At 74.4% G+C, this 14216-nt stretch carries 10 protein-coding genes and 4 tRNA genes; 9 read left to right on the top strand and 5 right to left on the bottom strand.

Annotated features, from left to right (window positions below):
* The first annotated feature begins 77 nt into the window (after nucleotides 1-77).
* The 6 genes from ACGF5T_RS16325 (at nucleotide 78) to ACGF5T_RS16350 (ending at nucleotide 9713) form a co-directional block, all read left to right on the top strand.
* Nucleotides 78-905 (top strand): MetQ/NlpA family ABC transporter substrate-binding protein, encoded by an 828-nt coding sequence (locus tag ACGF5T_RS16325; RefSeq protein ID WP_356605793.1) that lies wholly within the window; start codon nucleotides 78-80, stop codon nucleotides 903-905.
* Nucleotides 906-1031: 126 nt separating this feature from the next.
* Complete coding sequence (locus tag ACGF5T_RS16330; RefSeq protein WP_356605791.1) at nucleotides 1032-1670, top strand: GNAT family N-acetyltransferase; 639 nt, start codon at nucleotides 1032-1034, stop codon at nucleotides 1668-1670.
* A 118-nt stretch (nucleotides 1671-1788) separates the two neighbouring features.
* Complete coding sequence (gene cbiE / locus ACGF5T_RS16335; RefSeq protein ID WP_356605789.1) at nucleotides 1789-3015, top strand: precorrin-6y C5,15-methyltransferase (decarboxylating) subunit CbiE; 1227 nt, start codon at nucleotides 1789-1791, stop codon at nucleotides 3013-3015.
* A 387-nt stretch (nucleotides 3016-3402) separates the two neighbouring features.
* Nucleotides 3403-7467: a nicotinate-nucleotide--dimethylbenzimidazole phosphoribosyltransferase gene (gene cobT / locus ACGF5T_RS16340; RefSeq protein ID WP_366768589.1), complete on the top strand. Its 4065-nt coding sequence runs from the start codon at nucleotides 3403-3405 to the stop codon at nucleotides 7465-7467.
* A 175-nt stretch (nucleotides 7468-7642) separates the two neighbouring features.
* A complete protein-coding gene (gene cobA, locus ACGF5T_RS16345) occupies nucleotides 7643-8893 on the top strand; it encodes a uroporphyrinogen-III C-methyltransferase (protein WP_356605785.1) in 1251 nt (416 codons plus the stop codon).
* A gap of 1 nt (nucleotide 8894) precedes the next feature.
* Entirely contained in the window at nucleotides 8895-9713 is an 819-nt protein-coding gene (locus tag ACGF5T_RS16350; RefSeq protein ID WP_356605783.1) for an RNA methyltransferase, read from the top strand.
* Nucleotides 9714-9794: 81 nt separating this feature from the next.
* On the opposite strand, the gene ACGF5T_RS16355 is transcribed toward ACGF5T_RS16350, so the two are convergent.
* Nucleotides 9795-11252, bottom strand: a complete 1458-nt coding sequence (locus tag ACGF5T_RS16355; protein WP_356605781.1) for a protein kinase — start codon at nucleotides 11250-11252, stop codon at nucleotides 9795-9797.
* 603 nt (nucleotides 11253-11855) lie between these two features.
* Between ACGF5T_RS16355 and ACGF5T_RS16360 the strand changes: the two genes are divergently transcribed.
* The 3 genes from ACGF5T_RS16360 (at nucleotide 11856) to ACGF5T_RS16370 (ending at nucleotide 13775) form a co-directional block, all read left to right on the top strand.
* A complete protein-coding gene (locus ACGF5T_RS16360; protein ID WP_053128126.1) occupies nucleotides 11856-12038 on the top strand; it encodes a hypothetical protein in 183 nt (60 codons plus the stop codon).
* Nucleotides 12039-12348: 310 nt separating this feature from the next.
* Nucleotides 12349-13386, top strand: coding sequence for an aminoglycoside phosphotransferase family protein (locus ACGF5T_RS16365; RefSeq protein ID WP_366768590.1), 1038 nt, complete (start codon nucleotides 12349-12351; stop codon nucleotides 13384-13386).
* A 101-nt stretch (nucleotides 13387-13487) separates the two neighbouring features.
* The gene (locus ACGF5T_RS16370; RefSeq protein WP_356605777.1) at nucleotides 13488-13775 is read left to right on the top strand and encodes a zf-TFIIB domain-containing protein; all 288 of its coding nucleotides are present in this window, start codon (nucleotides 13488-13490) and stop codon (nucleotides 13773-13775) included.
* Between the two features lie 60 nt (nucleotides 13776-13835).
* On the opposite strand, the gene ACGF5T_RS16375 is transcribed toward ACGF5T_RS16370, so the two are convergent.
* From ACGF5T_RS16375 to ACGF5T_RS16390, 4 genes are all read right to left on the bottom strand, one after another.
* A tRNA-Val gene (locus ACGF5T_RS16375) sits at nucleotides 13836-13907 on the bottom strand.
* Between the two features lie 13 nt (nucleotides 13908-13920).
* A tRNA-Val gene (locus ACGF5T_RS16380) sits at nucleotides 13921-13992 on the bottom strand.
* Nucleotides 13993-14042: 50 nt separating this feature from the next.
* Nucleotides 14043-14114 (bottom strand) — tRNA-Val (locus tag ACGF5T_RS16385).
* Between the two features lies 1 nt (nucleotide 14115).
* Nucleotides 14116-14189 (bottom strand) — tRNA-Cys (locus tag ACGF5T_RS16390).
* Between the last annotated feature and the right edge of the window lie 27 nt (nucleotides 14190-14216).

Consider the following 14216-nt stretch of genomic DNA (forward strand, 5'->3'; position numbering starts at 1 on the left):
CCCGCCCGCCCCGCCGCCCCCCAAGACCCCCCGTTCCACCCGTGACGGGTCGCACCACCTCAGGAAAGGCACTTTTCGTGCGTAACACTGCCAAGATCACCACCGCTGTCCTCGCCGCCGGAGCCCTCACCCTCGGCCTCTCCGCCTGCGGCTCGGACAAGGACTCCGCCTCCGACACCTCCGGCCCGCTGGTCGTCGCCGCGACGCCCGTACCGCACGCCGAGATCCTCAACTACGTCAAGGACAACCTGGCGGAGAAGGAGGGCCTCGACCTGGAGGTCAAGGAGTTCACCGACTACGTCACGCCGAACACGGCGACGGAGGACGGCTCGGTGGGCGCCAACTACTTCCAGACCGAGCCCTACCTCGAGGACTTCAACAAGAAGAACGGCACCCACCTGAAGTCCCTCGCCTCGGTGCACCTGGAGCCGCTCGGCCTCTACTCCGAGAAGGCCGACAAGGTCGACGACCTGAAGAACGGCGCGACGATCGCCCTTCCCAACGACACCGTCACCGAGGCCCGCGCCCTGCAGCTGCTCGCCTCGGAGGGCCTGGTCACCCTCAAGGACGGCGCGGGCAACTCGGCCACTCCCGCCGACATCACCAAGAACCCGAAGAACCTCAAGTTCAAGGAGCTGGAGGCGGCCCAGACCCCCCGCTCCCTGGGTGACGTCGACGCGGCGGTCATCAACGGCAACTACGCCCTCGAGGCCGACCTCAAGCCCGCGAAGGACGCCCTCGTCCTGGAGTCCGCCGAGGACAACCCGAACGTCAACCTCCTCGTCGTCAAGGAGGGTCAGGAGGACGACCCGCGCGTGAAGAAGCTCGCCAAGCTCCTCACCTCGCCCGAGGTCAAGAAGTTCATCGAGGACAACTACGCCGGGTCCGTGCTCCCGACCTTCTGATCCTCCCGCCGCACACCACGGGGTCCCTCCACCGGAGCGGACCCCGTGGTGCGGTTGCGTGCTCACATGCTGCATGCTGGGCAGTTCGAGTAGGCCCCGACGGTTCCACAGGTTACGGAGCGGCGCATGACGAGCACCTTCCCCAACATCTCCATCAGCACGGAGCGGTTGGTGCTGCGCCCCCTCGACGAGGACGACGTCCCCGCCCTCGCCGCCATGATGAACGACGAGCAGGTCGCCGCCTGGACCCACGTGCCCCAGCCCTACACCGAGCGCACCGCCCGCACCTGGATCGCCGAGCACGTCCCCGCGGAACGCGCGGCGGGCCGGGGACTCGACCTCGCCGTCACCGAGTTCCTCACCCAGCGCCTGGTGGGCACCGTCCGGCTGACCAACACCGACTGGCACGTACGGTCGACCGAACTGTCCTACATCGTCGCCCCCTGGGCCCGGGGGGAGGGCTACGCCTCGGAGGCGGCGCTCGCCACCACCCAATGGCTCTTCGGCGACCAGAAGTTCGAACGCGTCGAGCTGCGCACCGCCGCCGACAACACCGCCTCCCAGCAGGTCGCCCAGAAGATCGGCTGCATCAGCGAGGGCGTGCTGCGCAACGCCTGCATAGCCCGCGTCCGTACCGACGGGGACGTCTGGACGGACGTACGCACCGATTTCATCGTGTGGAGCCTGCTGCCGGAGGACATCGAGGGCACCGCCGGACAACTGGCGGACGAGAACGGTTTCACCGGGTTCACGGACTGGAACTGATCCACAGGGCCCCGACAGCCCGGCACGACCCCGTCCCGAGGCCGCACCGGGTACCCTCACGGGGCGCGCCCGCGAACGGCTCCGCGACACGACCTGCGAAACCTGGAGACTGACGACGATGGCCGACCGGGTCACGGTGATCGGCTGGGACGGTTCGCCACTGACCGCCGCGGCACGCTCCGCACTGGGAGCCGCCACACTGGTGGCCGGTGCCTCCCACCACCTGGCACTTCCCGAGGTACCGCCCGCCGCCGAACGCATCCGCCTCGGCAGCGCCGCCCTCGCCGCCCGCCGCATCGCCGCCCACCGCGGCACGGCGGTCGTCCTCGCCGACGGCGACCCGGGCTTCTTCGGCGTCGTACGCACCCTGCGCGCTCCCGAGTTCGGCCTCGAGGTCGAAGTCGTCCCCGCGGTCTCCTCCGTGGCCACCGCCTTCGCGCGCGCCGGCATGCCCTGGGACGACGCCCATGTGGTCGTCGCCCACCCCCGTACCCTGCGACGCGCGGTGAACGTATGCCGAGCGCACACCAAGGTCGCCGTTCTCACCTCCCCGGGTGCCGGGCCGGCCGAACTCGGTCTGCTGATGGAGGGCATCCACCGCACCTTCGTCATCTGCGAGGAACTCGGTACCACGCGCGAACAGGTCACCGTCGTCACCTCCGAGAAGGCCGCCGACCACACCTGGCGCGACCCGAACGTCGTCATCGTCGCCGGCGGGGCGCTCGGGCCGGGCGCCCCGACCGACGGCACCGGGTGGATCGCCGGACGCGATCCCGCCGCCGGGCCGCGCGGCTGGTCGCTGCCCGCCGAGGCATACGGCGGTGAACCGGGAGAGGGCGAGAGCGACCTGATCCGCACCGCCCAACTCGCCCGGCTCGGACCTCGCCTCGGCGACCTGGTGTGGGACATCGGCTGCGGCGGCGGCGCCTTCGCCACGGATGCCGCCCGCGGGGGCGCCGCCGTCATCGCCGTGGACCGCGACCCGGACGCCTGCGCCCGGACCGAGGCCGCCGCACGGCACTTCGGCGTCCAGGTCCAGACCGTGCACGGCACCGCTCCGCACGTCCTGGAGGACCTCCCCGAGCCGGACGTCGTCCGCGTCGGTGGCGGGGGAGCGGCCGTGGTCTCCGCCGTCGCCGACCGGCGACCGCAGCGCATCGTGGCGCACGCCGCGACCCGCGACGCGGCCGAACTCGTGGGCAGGAACCTGAAGGAGCACGGCTACCGGGTCGAGTGCGCCCTGCTGCAGTCCATCGGGCTCGACACGCAGTCCTGGACGGAGACGGAGCGGAGCGTGGTGTTCCTGCTCAGCGGGGAGATCCAGCGGCGCGAAGCGCCCCGTTGAACGGTGCCGGGCGGGACCGCCCGGCACCGCGCCCCGTGATCGGGTTGTCATACCTCGCGGGGTAGGCTGGCGGACTGTTGTACCGCAGTGGGACACCCGGCACTTCGTCGGTCGAAGTCACTGAAAACCCGTCTGTTCCGGGCGGGGTGTGGTACGGCAGAACCGAGGGACGCGCAACGTGGCGCAGTCCACAGCGGGCCGTCGCGGATCAAGCTGTCGTGACGGGGGAACGACCGCGACAATGCCACTCAGTGGCTTTGTCGTCATTTCCGGCGGGTCGTTCGTGCCGCTGGGCACGCACGCTCGTTCTCCACTGTGGGGGCGGTCGGTGCGCCGTCCCGGGCGAGCTGGTCGTAGAAGCACTAACCGATGGGCGAGGGGTTACGCATGACCGACACCGGCCAGATCCCGGGCGAGGGGCTGCCGGAGAACGCAGGCATGGTGGACCAGCCGGGCGTCCCCGCGCCCGGCGCGTACACCTACCTCTCCGAGACCACCGCCGAGGACGAGGACCTCCTGCTGTTGCCGGGCGCGCAGAGCGCCTGGGGCAACGAGGTCGCGCCGCCCGCGCCGGAGCCGGTCGTCGAGACCGTGCACCAGCCGGGACCGCACGAGATGTCCGGCCGCGACAGCGGCTCGGTCGACCTCGGCGGAGTCCGTCTGCCCGATCCGGCCCAGGAGTCCGCGTCCGCCCCGGCTCCGCCGCGCAGGCCCCTGCACCTCGGTCCGCCGATCCCCGACACCTCGGCGAGCCCGGTCCGTTCCCTCGCCGACCGCGGCCCCGCCGACGTCCCGGTACGGCACGCCGGGCCGCCGACCGCCGGCCCCGAGTACCTCGACGTGCCGCAGCCCGTCGCGATGCCCCCGCAAGGCGCGGCGCCCTGGGCCGCGCAGGCGGCTCCGCAGACGCCGGGGACCCCGGCGGAGGCCGGGGCGATGCATGCGGAAACGGTTGTTCCGGTACCGGAGCAGGAGCGTGAGCCGGTGGGTGCCGCGCAGGCGCTCGTGACCCGCGTGGCGACGGAGGCCGTGGCGGCGACGGGCGGGGCGACGGGGGAGCCGGGCATCACGGACGAGTCCGCCGAACCCGCCGAGCTCGCTGCGCCGACCGGGGAGACCGGGCCGGACGGGGAGATCGTCGCCGACGTCCGGGGCGACGCCGTGCCCGGGGTTGTGCCCGGACCCTCCGACGGTGGCGACGCGGTGGCGGGTAGCGAGGTGCCGGACGGCCCGTCGGCCCCGGCCCCCGGTGCCGGTGTTCCGGAGGCGGTCGCCGACGCAGCGGCCGGTGAGGGGTCCGTTCCGACGGAGGCTTCGGTGCCCGCGGCCGACCCGGCCGTCACCGCTCCCTCGGCCCCGGAGGTCGAGGCGACGCAGGGCGAGGCGGTACAGGTCGAGGCCGTGCAGGTGGGCGAGCCGGACGCGGCACCCGTGCCCGGTGCCGACGACACCGTCCAGCCCGCTCCGCCCGCCGAGCCCTTCCAGGCCGTCGCCGAGCAGCCGGCGGCCGGGGAACCCGAGGCGTCCCAGGCCGCCGAGCCCCAGGCGACGGTCCAGGCCGTCGAGCCGACCGTGACGCATGAGCAGCATGAGCCGCAGGGCACCCTCCTAGCCGAGGCCCCCGAGGCCCCCGAGGCCCCCGAGGCCCCCGAGGCGCCGGGCGTCCAGGCATCCGACGCGTCCGACGCCCATGAGGATGCCCAGGCGTCCGAGGCGGCCGGTCCCGAGTTCGCGGTGGCCGAACCGTCCGCCGAGGCCCAGCAGCTGCCGGAGGCGCCGACCTCCGCCGAGCAGCCGGACCCCGTACAGGAGCCGTCCGCGCAGCCCGAACCGCCTTCGCTACCCGAGCAGTCCGCACAGCCCGAGCCGCCCCGACCGGACGTCCAGCCCACGGCGACGCACCCGGAACCGGACGCGCAGGCCGTGCCGCCGGCTGTCGCCCCGCCGTCGGACGTCCTCCCCGGCGCCGTGGCCGCGCCGGCCACCGAGGCCGTCACCGAGGCCGCGCCGGAGACAGGGACCGCGTCGGACGTCCTGGCCGCCGCCCCGGCTGCCGAACCCGTTGCCCCCGAGCCCGCCGCCCCGGTCGCGCCGGTCCTCCAGGCCGACCCGGTCGACCCGCAGCCGGCTCAGGGGCCCCGGTCCCTGCCGGAAGCCGACCCGACGTGGGAAGCGGACGCGCCCCGGCCCCTGCCCGAAGCCGTGGAGACGGAGGGTGCATCGTCGGTGGCCGCGGAACCGGTGCCTCACCCTGAGCAGCCCGCAGACGCGCCCGGCGCCTACGCGGAGCAGCCCGCGGACATGCCCGGCGAACACGCGGTGCAGCCCGAACACGCGGTGCAGCCCGAACACGCGGCGCAGCCCGGACACCCGGCGCAGCCCGAAGGCGCGTATCCCGACCAGTCGCCGACCGGGTTCGTGCCCGTCGCCGGCGGCCAGGTGCCCACGACCCCGCAGCTCGCGCCGACGCCGCCCGAGGGCCTCGTCCTCCCGGCGGAGGCCCAGGTGCCCGCTTCGGCGACCCCGGTCCCCGCTCCGCGCGAGGCCGACCCCGACGTCGCCCAGAACGCCGACGACCTCGACACCCGCGGCGCCGACCAGGAAGACGACGCGGCCCGCACGGAACCGGCCGCGCAGCCGCGCCCGGACGTCCCCGCAGACCAGGAAGACCCGCACGACGTGAGCACGGCCGCAACGGCGGAAGCACGCCAGTCCACCGGCCCGGCGGCCCCCGCCTACGCCGACGCCGAACGCGAGGCCGTTTTGAAGGTCATGCGGGAACGCCGCGACATCCGCAACGGCTTCCGCGGCGACCCCATCCCGCACGAGGTGCTGCTGCGCGTCCTGGAGGCCGCCCACACCGCGCCCTCCGTCGGCCACTCGCAGCCCTGGGACTTCGTCGTCATCCGCTCCGCCGACACCCGGCGTGCCATGCACGAACTGGCGACGCGTCAGCGGGAGGCCTACGCCAAGTCCCTCCCCAAGGGCCGGGCCAAGCAGTTCAAGGAACTGAAGATCGAGGCCATCCTCGACACCCCGGTCAACATCGTCGTCACCGCCGACCCGACGCGCGGCGGCCGCCACACCCTGGGCCGGCACACCCAGCCGCAGATGGCCCCGTACTCCTCCGCCCTCGCGGTCGAGAACCTCTGGCTCGCCGCCCGCGCCGAGGGCCTCGGCGTCGGCTGGGTCAGCTTCTTCGACGAGCGCGAGATGGTCCGCGCCCTCGGCCTGCCCGAACACCTGGACGTCGTCGCCTACCTGTGCGTGGGCTACGTCGACGAGTTCCCGGACGAGCCCGAGCTGATGCAGGCCGGCTGGTCCAAGCGCCGCCCGCTCTCCTGGGTGGTGCACGAGGAGACGTACGGCCGTCGCGCCCTGCCCGGCGAGGCGCCGCACGACCTGCTCGCCGAGACCGTCGCGCAGATCCGCCCGCTGGACGCCAAGGCGCTCGGCGAGGCCTGGGAACGGCAGAAGCGGATGACCAAGCCGGCCGGCGCGCTCGGCATGCTGGAGATCATCTCCGCCCAGCTCTGCGGCCTGTCCCGGCAGTGCCCGCCGCCGATCCCGGAGCCCGCGGCCGTCGCGGTCTTCGCCGGCGACCACGGGGTGCACGCCCAGGGCGTCACGCCCTGGCCGCAGGAGGTCACCGCCCAGATGGTGGCGAACTTCCTCGGTGGGGGAGCGGTCTGCAACGCCTTCGCCACCCAGGTCGGCGCCGAGGTGTGCGTCGTGGACGTCGGTGTCGCCACCGACCTGCCCGCCACCCCCGGTCTGCTGCCCCGCAAGGTCCGCGCGGGCACCTCCGACATGACCACCGGCCCCGCGATGACCCGCGAGGAGGCCAAGCAGGCCATCGAGGTCGGCATCGAGACCGCCCGCGACCTGGTCGCGGCCGGCAACAAGGCCCTGCTCACCGGTGAGATGGGTATCGCGAACACCACCGCGTCCGCCGCGCTGATCTCCGTCTTCACCGGTGCGGACCCGGCCGAGGTCACCGGTCGCGGCACCGGCATCAACGACGAGACGCTGGCCCGCAAGACCGAGGTCGTCCGCCGCGCGCTGGAACTCCACCAGCCGGACCCGGCCGACCCCATCGGCGTGCTCGCCGCGGTCGGCGGCTTCGAGCACGCCGCCATGGTCGGTCTGCTGCTCGGCGGCGCCTCCCTGCGGACCCCCGTGCTGCTGGACGGCGTCAGCGCCGGCGCCGCCGCCCTGGTGGCCCGCGCCATCGCCCCCGAGGTCCTCGCGGCCTGCATCGCGGGCCACCGCAGCGCCGAGCCCGGCCATGTCGCCGCCCTGAACAAGCTGGGCCTGCGCCCCCTGGTCGACCTCGACCTCCGCCTCGGCGAGGGCACCGGCGCGCTGCTGGCCCTGCCGATGGTGCAGAGCACCGCGCGGGCGATGCACGAGGTGGCGACGTTCGACTCGGCGGGCGTCACCGAGAAGTAGCCGCGACGGGGCCGGGGCGGCGCGACCGGAGATCCGTCGCCGCCCCGGCCCGCCGTACGCTGGACCGACCTCGTGCCGTCCCCGCACGTCTCCTAGAATCCGCACGTATCCCCACGTCAGGGCCGCTCCACCGCCGTAGCGCCCACCGCACCGCCAGGACGAGGAGCCCTCCCTCATGGCCGAACACCCCGCCTACCCCGTAGGCCTCCGCCTCACCGGCCGTCGCGTGGTCGTCCTCGGCGGCGGTCAGGTCGCCCAGCGCCGCCTGCCCGCCCTCATCGCGGCGGGCGCGGACATCCGCCTCGTGTCCCCCGCGGCGACCCCCTCGGTCGAGGCGATGGCGGACGCGGGAGAGATCGCGTGGGAGCGGCGCCCGTACACGGAGGGCGACCTCGCGGACGCCTGGTACGCCCTGATCGCCACCAGCGACACCGCGGCCAACGCCGCCGCCTCCGCGGAGGCCGAGCGGCACCGCGTCTGGTGCGTCCGCTCCGACGACGCCGACGAGGCCACGGCGTGGACACCGGCGACCGGCCACAGCGAGGGCGTCACCGTCGCCGTGCTCACCACGGACGCGCGCGGCCGCGACCCCCGCCACACCGCCGCCATCCGGGACGCGGTCGTGGAGGGCCTGCGCGACGGCACCCTCGTCGCCCCGCACCACCGCACCCGCACCGCCGGGGTCTCCCTCGTCGGTGGCGGCCCGGGCGACCCCGACCTGATCACCGTCCGCGGCCGCCGCCTGCTCGCCGAGGCCGACGTGGTCATCGCCGACCGGCTCGGCCCGCGCGACCTGCTCGCCGAGCTGCCGCCGCACGTCGAGGTCATCGACGCGGCGAAGATCCCCTACGGCCGTTTCATGGCCCAGGAGGCCATCAACAACGCGCTCATCGAGCACGCCAAGCAGGGCAAGGCCGTCGTACGGCTGAAGGGCGGCGACCCGTACGTCTTCGGGCGGGGGATGGAGGAGGCGCAGGCGCTGGCCGAAGCGGGTATCCCGTGCACCGTCGTCCCCGGCATCTCCAGCTCCGTCTCGGTCCCCGGAGCAGCCGGCATCCCGGTCACCCACCGGGGCGTCGCCCACGAGTTCACCGTGGTCAGCGGCCATGTCGCCCCCGACGACGAGCGCTCCCTGGTCGACTGGCCCTCCCTCGCCAAGCTGACCGGCACCCTCGTGATCCTCATGGGCGTCGACAAGATCGGCCGGATCGCCGAGACCCTCGTCGCGCACGGAAAGTCCCCCGAGACCCCGGTCGCCCTCGTCCAGGAGGGCACCACGGCCGCCCAGCGCCGGGTCGACGCCACCCTCGCGACGGTCGCCGACACGGTCGTCGCGCAGGAGGTCAGGCCACCCGCCGTCATCGTCGTCGGCGAGGTCGTCGGCGTCGGCCCGCACGCCGGCACCGGCCCGCACGGGGCGGTGTGACATGGGCGAACTCCTCACGATCGACGACCCCGACGACCCGCGCCTGCACGACTACACCAACCTGACCGACGTCGAACTGCGCCGCCGCCGCGAGCCCGCCGAGGGCCTCTTCATCGCCGAGGGCGCAAAGGTCGTCCGACGGGCCGGCGAAGCGGGCTACGCGATGCGGTCGATGCTGCTCTCCGCCAAGTGGGTCGACACGATGCGCGACATCATCGACGAGGCTCCCGCCCCGGTGTACGTCGTCGACCCGGCCCTCGCCGAGCAGGTCACCGGCTACCACGTGCACCGCGGCGCCCTCGCCTCGATGCAGCGCAAGCCGCTGCCGACGGCGTCCGACCTCCTGACGGCCACCCGCCGCGTCGTCGTCATGGAGTCGGTCAACGACCACACCAACATCGGCGCGATCTTCCGTTCCGCCGCCGCCCTCGGACTGGACGCGGTCCTGCTCTCACCGGACTGCGCCGACCCGCTGTACCGGCGCAGCGTGAAGGTCTCCATGGGCGCCGTCTTCTCGGTTCCGTACGCCCGCCTGGACACCTGGCCGGCCGGACTCGAGGCGGTCCGCGAGGCGGGCTTCGCGCTCCTCGCCCTCACTCCCGACGCACGGGCCAAGGCCCTCGACGAGGTGGCCCCGCACCGGATGGACCGGGTGGCGCTCATGCTGGGCGCCGAGGGCGACGGACTCTCCCGGCGGGCCCTGGCGGCGTCCGACGAGTGGGTCCGCATCCCCATGTCCCACGGTGTCGACTCCCTGAACGTGGGTGCGGCGGCAGCGGTCGCCTTCTACGCGGTGACGGCGGGCCGACCCCCGGAGTGAGGCTGCGGTCCGGCCGTCGCCGTGCGGGAGCCCGCCCTGTGATCCGGACCTCCGCAGCCGCCGTACGGTCCGGTCCGGCCCTCAGAGTCCGACCGCATGCCACCCGGGCGTGTCGCCGCGTCCGTCGACGCGCTCCTGCTGCGCCCGCACACCGCCCCGGTCGTCGCCCAGCCCCCTGGACGGTCCCTGGCAGCCCTGCGCGGCGGCGATACCCAGCGCGACCAGCAGGGTCACGACCACGAACACGAACAGACGCTGCCGCAGCAGCCGCGGATTGGCGGGCCGCCGCCAGCGGGTCCCGGTCGGCCTCGGCGCCGTACGGCCGGGGCCGCCGCGCGGCGTGGGCCGGCCCCCGCTGTCGTGGCGGGAGGTGCTGCGGCCGGTGTTGCTGCGGGAGGCGGGTGTGGGCCGCCCCCCGGAGCGGGCGCCCGAACCGTTGCCCCCGCGCGGGGCGCTGCCGCCCCGTGCGCCGGACCCGCCCCGTGACGGCGTGCCACCGCGGGAGGGATCGGCGCCGCGCGAGGGCGCGCCGCCGCGTGCGGGCGCCGGCCCACGGGATCCCGACGTGCTCCGTGGAGCGGGCGTGCCCTGCGCGCCCGGCCGGCTCTGCGGACGCCGCTGAGCACGCTCCGGATAGGTGTCGGCGAGCCGTCCCGTGGGCAGGTCGGCCTCCGCGCTGCGCGGCGCGGGGGGCCGTACGTCGGCCAGGCCCTGGGCCTCCCGGGCGGCGATCTCCTTGAGCCGCAAGGACAGTTGCAGCGTGCTCGGGCGTTCCTCGGGGTCCTTGGCCAGACACGCCCGCACCAGCGGAGCGAGGGCGTCCGGGACGCCGTGCAGCTGCGCCTCCTCGTGCACCACGCGGTACAGCATCACCTCGGAACTCCCGTGCCCGAACGGTGAGTCGCCCATCGACGCGTAGGCCAGCGTGGCGCCGAGCGAGAACACGTCCGTGGCCGGAGTGACGGCCGCCCCGCGCACCTGCTCGGGCGCGAGGAACCCGGGGGAGCCGACGGCGGTGCCGACGTGCGTGAGCGTCGAGGCGCCCGTCGCCCAGGCGATGCCGAAGTCGATGATCCGCGGCCCCTTCGGGGAGAGCAGGATGTTGGACGGCTTCAGGTCCCGGTGCACCACCCCGGCCTCGTGCACGGCGACCAGCCCCTCGGACAGGGCGGCGCCGACGGCGGCGACGTCCGCCGCGCCGAGCGGCCCCCCGTCGACGACCTTGTCGTGCAGGGAGGGGCCGGGCACGTACTGCGTGGCGAACCAGGGGCGGTCCGCGTCCAGGTCGGCGGCGACCAGCCGCGCCGTGCAGCCACCGCGGATGCGCCGGGCCGCCGACACCTCCCGGGCGAACCGCGAGCGGAACTCCTGGTCCTCGGCCAGGTCCGGCCGGATGACCTTCAGCGCGACCCGCTGCCCCTTCTTGTCGGAGCCCAGGTAGACCACGCCCATCCCACCCGCGCCGAGCCGTCTGTGAAGCCTGAACGAGCCGACGACGCGCGGGTCCTCGCGCCTCAGGCGCATCATCGCCATGTTCATCCCCGCTGCCCGGTCCCTGTGACGAGCCCCAGCTTACGTTTCCACGGCCGCCCGCGCGCAGAGGCCGCGCCCTCCGCGGGCAACGGATTGTCAGTGCGGGGTGCGAGAGTTGAGGGACGGTCAGGGAACACGTGAGCGAGCCGGTCCCGGCCGGCCGGTGATCCCAACCGGCGCGCGCGGAGGGCGGTTTGGACGGGGGGAGCGTGCGGGCGCGGAGGGGGAGGGGGGTGTCCGGGGGCCGACCGGTGCCCACGGCGCGGCGGTGGGCGAGGACGTGCGCCGAGCGGGGTCAGGGGCCCGCCGGAGCGCGGCGGAAGTGAGCGATGTCACGGGCCGGGTGCTGCGGACTGCCGGGTCCGGGGCACGTCACGAGGACGCCCCCTCCGGGAAGACCCCGAGGCGGGGCGCCCGGTCTCCACCCAGGGGAGTACGCCTCGGGAGGCGGCTCATCCTCCGGGAGGCCCGGCAATCGGTACGAGGGCATGACGACCGGTGGGCGCGGGACACCTAGATTTGAGGTCAAGCGGCGGGTGCAGCACTCGTCCCCCGAGGTCGGACGCCCGCCGCTGCGAAGACAACAACCGAACGGTCAGGAGAGGGACCATGGCCCAGACGGCACCGCGGACGCTGGTCCGCACGCGGCAGGACCGCCGTCAGGCGCGGCGCCACCCGGTGGTGGCGACGCTCATGGCCCTGCCCCTGGCGGCTCTGCTCCTCCTCGTCTTCGACGGGTGGGAGACAGTGGCCACACAAGCGTCGTCCGTGGGTGTGATGCTGGGGCGCTGAGAGGCGACCCCCAGGCCCGGAAGAGCGGTCCGGGCGGGGACATCCATCCATGAAACCCCGTGGGGACGGGGGTGCGGCGGACGGCAAAATGCCGGCGCAGCTGGGGAGCTGCGCCGGCATTGCTCTTCCCCGGCACGACCACGGAGCCACGGCACCGGCACCGACCGCAGCTCTCGTCGTCCCCCGGAGCATCCGGGCGAACGGCACCGGGGCGCCCCAGCCCCCGGGCGGACGCCGAGGACATGCCTCCCCGCCACCGGCGCAGGAGCCTCCGAGCAGACGGCGCCGAACCCCTGCGTACCCTCACCCCGTGACCACGGACGCCCTCCTCCCCTCCCTGACCGCCCGGGCCAGGGAAGCGGCCCACGCCCGCACCCCCGCCTGCCCCTGCGGCACCGCGGACCGCCCCGAGGCCACGCCCGCGTCCCGCACGGAGGCCAAGCCCGCGCCCCCCGCCGACACCACGCTCGCCGACCGCCCCGACGCCACCGTCGTCCGGCACGCCGGGACCGTCGCCAAGGCGCACGCGGCCGACACCGACCCCGTCGAGCTGGCCCGCCGCGTCACCGTCGCCGCCCGACTCCCCGGCATCCTCCTGCCCCCGCTCGCTCCCACCGCTGCGGACCCCCACGCCGCAGACGCTCAGCCGGGTGGCCCGAGGCCCGTCACCCTGCACGAGCGGCTCGTCACCTACTGGCCGTACGGCACCCCGGTCGACCCGCAGGACCCGGACGCGGCGCCGTGGGAGGCCGCGGCCACCCTCCTCGCCCGCCTCCACCGCTCCCCGGCCCCCGCCGCCCTGCCGCCGATGCGCGGTCCGGCCAAGGCGGCCCAGGCGGTCGTCCGGCTCCGGGCCACCGCCCCCGACCACCCCGCCACCGCCTCCGTACTGGACGCCTGGGCCGGCCTCCCCGCCTGGGCCCGCGGGGAGGCCGCCATGCCGGACACGACCACCCTGTGCCACGGCGACCTGCACCTCGGCCAGCTCGTACGCCACCCCGCCCCCGACGGGCCCTGGCTGCTCATAGACGTGGACGACCTCGGCACCGGCGTCCCGGCATGGGACCTCGCCCGTCCGGCGGCCTGGTACGCCTGCGGACTGCTGCCGCCGGACGACTGGCACCGCTTCCTGACCGCCTACCGCACGGCCGGCGGCCCGGCCGTCCCGTCCCACGCGGACCCCTGGACCGCCCTGGACGTTCCGGCCCGTGCCCTCACCGTCCAGACCGCCGCCCGGGCCCTCACCAAGGCGGCAGCGGCGGGCCGGACCCCGGACGAGGTGGAGCAGGCGCTGGTCGACGCCTGCGCGCGGATGCCCTCGGGTCGCCCCCGAGCCCTCCGCGGTTGACGCGAATGCGCGCGACGTAGGGTGCAACCGACCCACGCCCGGACAGAGTCTGTCCTGGCGATACGCGAATCAGCACCGACCGGCGAGGAGTTGAGCCGACCATGCAGTGCCCCAAGTGCCACGCACCCATGCACACCTACAACCGCAACGGCGTTCAGATCGAGCAGTGCAGCGGCTGCCGAGGCATCTTCCTCGACTACGGCGAGCTGGAGTCACTGACCCGCCTGGAGGCGCAGTGGTCCCAGCCCGCTCCGCCGCCCCCGCCCGCGGCCCCGCAGGCCTACCCGGCCGCCCCGGCTCCCGCCTGGGGCGCCCCGCACGCCGGGCACCACGGCCACCACGGTCACCACCGCCAGAAGAGCTTCGGCCGCATGCTCTTCTCCAGCTGACCGGCCAAGGACACGACGAAGCCCCCGGCCGTGCGAGACGGCCGGGGGCTTCGGTGGGTGTGGACGATACTGGGATTGAACCAGTGACCTCTTCCGTGTCAGGGAAGCGCTCTCCCGCTGAGCTAATCGTCCTGGGAGTGCTGCGTGCGCGATACTGGGATTGAACCAGTGACCTCTTCCGTGTCAGGGAAGCGCTCTCCCGCTGAGCTAATCGCGCGGGGGACCCGGGAGAACCAGGATCCGGGGATCGAGGACTCGAAGATCCAGTGGACGATACTGGGATTGAACCAGTGACCTCTTCCGTGTCAGGGAAGCGCTCTCCCGCTGAGCTAATCGTCCTTGGAGGTGGAGACGGGATTTGAACCCGTGTAGACGGCTTTGCAGGCCGTTGCCTCGCCTCTCGGCCACTCCACCAGGAGTGTAGGGGACCCGGGAGGCCCC

The sequence above is a fragment of the Streptomyces sp. NPDC047853 genome (assembly GCF_043204535.1).
Taxonomy (GTDB): Bacteria; Actinomycetota; Actinomycetes; order Streptomycetales; family Streptomycetaceae; genus Streptomyces.

What these genes read in the sequence shown, in the direction of transcription:
- ACGF5T_RS16330 (WP_356605791.1), top strand. Translation starts at nt 1,032, where the DNA reads ATGACGAGCACCTTCCCCAACATCTCCATCAGCACGGAGCGGTTGGTG.
- cbiE (WP_356605789.1), top strand. Translation starts at nt 1,789, where the DNA reads ATGGCCGACCGGGTCACGGTGATCGGCTGGGACGGTTCGCCACTGACC.
- cobT (WP_366768589.1), top strand. Translation starts at nt 3,403, where the DNA reads ATGACCGACACCGGCCAGATCCCGGGCGAGGGGCTGCCGGAGAACGCA.
- cobA (WP_356605785.1), top strand. Translation starts at nt 7,643, where the DNA reads ATGGCCGAACACCCCGCCTACCCCGTAGGCCTCCGCCTCACCGGCCGT.
- ACGF5T_RS16350 (WP_356605783.1), top strand. Translation starts at nt 8,895, where the DNA reads ATGGGCGAACTCCTCACGATCGACGACCCCGACGACCCGCGCCTGCAC.
- ACGF5T_RS16355 (WP_356605781.1), bottom strand. Translation starts at nt 11,252, where the DNA reads ATGAACATGGCGATGATGCGCCTGAGGCGCGAGGACCCGCGCGTCGTC.
- ACGF5T_RS16360 (WP_053128126.1), top strand. Translation starts at nt 11,856, where the DNA reads ATGGCCCAGACGGCACCGCGGACGCTGGTCCGCACGCGGCAGGACCGC.
- ACGF5T_RS16370 (WP_356605777.1), top strand. Translation starts at nt 13,488, where the DNA reads ATGCAGTGCCCCAAGTGCCACGCACCCATGCACACCTACAACCGCAAC.